Here is a 3449-nt window from a genome sequence, read left to right as displayed (position 1 = left end):
TGTATTAAAACAAGATGACGCAAAGGAGTTGGCTGATTCAAACCTTGTTAATGTGAGTGAGTAAGAAGTAACAACGCCCACGTCACAGGTAAATAAACAACAAGGTAAACGGTGAACAATCACCTAGCCTTTATCATTCTAAATTCGATTGGTGACAAAAAAGCCACAATGAATGGAAAAATAGAGTGATGACGGTCACATAAATGATAGGCATAATAGCTACATCGAGTGAGGAAACAGCGGTAACGCATTAAACACTCATTCAATACAACTATGTATAAACAAATTATTTAAGGTATTCAAAATGAAAAAATTAACAACTCTAGCAGCAACATTACTTATCAGCTCAAGCGTTTTTGCTGGTACTCAAGTCGTTCATTCTGACAAAAACTTCAGCACTGATGCATTCACAAATAAAGCAGCAGCTTACGAAGCCGGTTTTGATTACGTAAACCAACTTAAACAGTTACCTGAAAACAAATTACGTCATGAGTTGGTACTTATCTCTGAAACACCAGCGAAAGACTTAAAAATTAAAGATACTAACGTAACAATCGAAGAATTTGCACAAACACGTGGACAAGTAGAATACCGCGCTATTGTCAATGTAGATTACAACTACAAAACATTAAGAAGCGATAACTAATCAGCGCTTGGTAATGTAAAAAATAGAAATAATAGAAATAATAGAAAGCACGAAGAACAAATAAAGCAAAGAAAATAGCACAAGTCGTGAACGCCAGTAGGTAGCGACAACACTATATAGCTTATAGATAGATAACTTATAAATAGTTAACTTATAAACAAATTATTAAGGGCACCAACATGAAAAAATTAACCACAGTATCAGCACTAGCAGCAACATTATTAATCAGTTCAAGCGTTTTTGCAGCATCACAAGTTGTGCATTCAGACAAAACATTCAGCACTGATGCATTCACAGATAAAGCAGCGGCTTATGAAGCTGGATTCGATTACATCGATTCACTCAATACATTACCTGCGAATGAATTACGTCAAAAACTAATCGTTATCAGTGAAACACCTGCAAACGATATTAAAATTGATAACTCTAAAGTAACAATTCAAGAGTTTGCTCAAACACGTGACCAAGTAGCTTACCGTGCAGTAGTTGATGTGGATTACCATTTCACTACATTACGTTCAACTAACTAATTAACGGTTAGCGTNTTCGATTACATCGATTCACTCAATACATTACCAGCGAATGAATTACGTCAAAAACTAATCGTTATCAGTGAAACACCTGCAAACGATATTAAAATTGATAACTCTAAAGTAACGATTCAAGAGTTTGCTCAAACACGTGACCAAGTAGCTTACCGTGCAGTGGTTGATGTGGATTACCACTTCACAACTTTAAGCTCAACTAACTAATTAACGGTTAGCGTTAAAAAATTAAGTCGCTACTGCCAGCTAATTAAGCCAATGAGCGCTAGCGACAAACAGAATAGATATCATCACTTATAAAAAACAGTATTTATAAGAAAGTTTTGATGAAAAAAATTGATTAAGGGGTTTCTCATGAAAAAATTTACAACATTAACAGCAGTCGCGGCAACATTATTAGTAAGTTCAAGTGCTTTTGCAGCATCACAGGTTGTGCATTCAGATAAAATGTTCACCACTGATGCGTTCACAAGTAAAGCAGCGGCATATGATGCAGGTTTTGATTACATTGATGGTCTAAAAAAATTACCAGCTAACGAATTACGTCACGAACTAACGGTGATCACCAATTCACCAGCACAAGACTTAGCGATTGATAAATCAAAAGTAACGATCCAAGAATTCGCTCAAACACGTGATCAAGTTGCTTACCGTGCAGTCGTTGATGTGGATTACCACTTCACTACACTGAAAACACAAAACTAATACAGGTTTAACGTTTAATATTGAAAAAAACAAAATTGCTGCTCATCTACTTACTTTACTAGTTTGTTAGATAGCAGCAATTTCATTTCTTATCCTATTTTTATCCCCAACAATCAGATGCATTAATCACTCCCTAACTCAAATATCCTGACTAGCCGTTTTAGCATAATGACCTATAAATAAATAACTGCATTAAGCTAATTCTCGAATATTACTGCTTGAATATTTCGACTAAATTATAACCGCCAATATAAACTATAAAACCACTCTTCTGGCCCCTTGCACTACAAAAATAATATTTGATGATATGAGCAAACCATAAGAAAGCTTTTTGTTTGAATATCAAAGTATGGTCAAAATTAGCTGTCCACTATAAATCACTAACAAACAGATGATTAAAATTGTTATTTATCTAGTTAGTTCTCCACAGTAATATCTATCCCACTTTAGCTCTATTCCTTCTTTTTCTTTGTATCTAAATGACCTATTTATTTATAATTATCTATAAATTTTTGGCTCTGTTCCATTACACTGTTGTCACCTATAAGCGGCGAGTAAAATTTGTTGAAAATCATACTTTGCGCTACTTTCTCTAAACCAAGTTAGATAATGCGGTAAATACTTAGTCGCCACCCCTTTCATTTTGCCTACCACCCAACTCTTAAAGTGAGTGATTGCACCATTAACGGTTTGGATGTGGTAAATGTTTTCTATTACTCTATTTTTCCCATTGATTAATCGTTTATGAACACAATTCTTGTGCTCTGCAATATTCACATAAGGCCATGCACCATCACTACAAAGTACGGAGTTACTTAGGATATGTGGTTCGAAATTCGCTTCTATTTCTGAAGCTGTATCCGCTGCTAACACCTTATTAACTATATGTTTACTGCGATCAATTGAAAGTAATATCGCAACTTGATCATCCTTTGTTCTTTTATCTGCATCACCTCCGCGTTTCCTCGCTTTTCGCCCTCTGGTTAGCTTTTTAGAGCCTTTTTCAGAATACGCCATAAAGAATTCATCAACTTCAATTATTCCTGATAATTTATCTTGTGTTTTAGCTGTATTAGCCATTAAAAAGCGATGTCGCCATAAGAAAGCAGTTTTTAGATTAATGTGACAAATAGAAGCTGCTTGACGAAGTGTTAACTTTAGCTCCATACAGCGTGCATACTCTTCCCATAGATGACATTTTCTTAATCTAGCTAACGGTGTTTTTGTCTTAATATTAAAGGTCTTAGCACAATGATTACATCGATATCTTTGTGTTTCTCCTGACTTCCCCCATTTTCTTAAATGTGTTGAAGTGCAATGAGGGCAAGAAGAAGAGGTATCAAAAATAGGTTGAAATAGTTCATTGGTGGGTAATTCGACTTGAGATTCTCGAATTGATTGATGAACTACCTCTCTTTGCGCTGGTGTCATGGATATAAGTGCTGCAGTTATTTGGTTAAGGTTTTGAACGAACGATTTAGTATTCATAGTCTTTACCTTTAATACGTTATGATCACTTATAAGTATAGACAACAATTAACAGGAACAGAGCC

Annotated in this window: 4 protein-coding genes; 3 read left to right on the top strand and 1 reads right to left on the bottom strand. The window is 35.0% G+C overall.

From position 1 onward, the window contains the following. The first annotated feature begins 304 nt into the window (after positions 1-304). The 3 genes from GQR44_RS19530 to GQR44_RS19515 all read left to right on the top strand — a co-directional run bounded on the left by GQR44_RS19530 (position 305) and on the right by GQR44_RS19515 (position 1896). Positions 305-646: a DUF3316 domain-containing protein gene (locus GQR44_RS19530; protein ID WP_166373423.1), complete on the top strand. Its 342-nt coding sequence runs from the start codon at positions 305-307 to the stop codon at positions 644-646. A 179-nt stretch (positions 647-825) separates the two neighbouring features. Further along, positions 826-1176 carry a DUF3316 domain-containing protein gene (locus GQR44_RS19525; protein ID WP_166373421.1) on the top strand — a complete coding sequence of 117 codons (351 nt, stop codon included), beginning with the start codon at positions 826-828 and terminating at the stop codon, positions 1174-1176. A gap of 369 nt (positions 1177-1545) precedes the next feature. Further along, positions 1546-1896: a DUF3316 domain-containing protein gene (locus GQR44_RS19515; protein WP_166373419.1), complete on the top strand. Its 351-nt coding sequence runs from the start codon at positions 1546-1548 to the stop codon at positions 1894-1896. A gap of 537 nt (positions 1897-2433) precedes the next feature. Here the strand turns inward: GQR44_RS19515 and GQR44_RS19510 are convergent. Further along, a complete protein-coding gene (locus GQR44_RS19510; RefSeq protein ID WP_166372148.1) occupies positions 2434-3384 on the bottom strand; it encodes an IS1595 family transposase in 951 nt (316 codons plus the stop codon). Positions 3385-3449: the final 65 nt, after the last annotated feature.

This window comes from Psychromonas sp. SA13A, assembly GCF_011378715.1.
In the GTDB taxonomy this organism is placed as follows: domain Bacteria; phylum Pseudomonadota; class Gammaproteobacteria; order Enterobacterales; family Psychromonadaceae; genus Psychromonas.
Note: the sequence above shows the minus strand (reverse complement) of the source record. Positions and strands in the feature narration are given on the sequence as shown.

Bases quoted from the DNA above. Each gene is read 5' to 3' on its own strand.
- GQR44_RS19525 (WP_166373421.1), top strand. From the start codon at position 826: ATGAAAAAATTAACCACAGTATCAGCACTAGCAGCAACATTATTAATC.
- GQR44_RS19510 (WP_166372148.1), bottom strand. From the start codon at position 3,384: ATGAATACTAAATCGTTCGTTCAAAACCTTAACCAAATAACTGCAGCA.
- GQR44_RS19530 (WP_166373423.1), top strand. From the start codon at position 305: ATGAAAAAATTAACAACTCTAGCAGCAACATTACTTATCAGCTCAAGC.
- GQR44_RS19515 (WP_166373419.1), top strand. From the start codon at position 1,546: ATGAAAAAATTTACAACATTAACAGCAGTCGCGGCAACATTATTAGTA.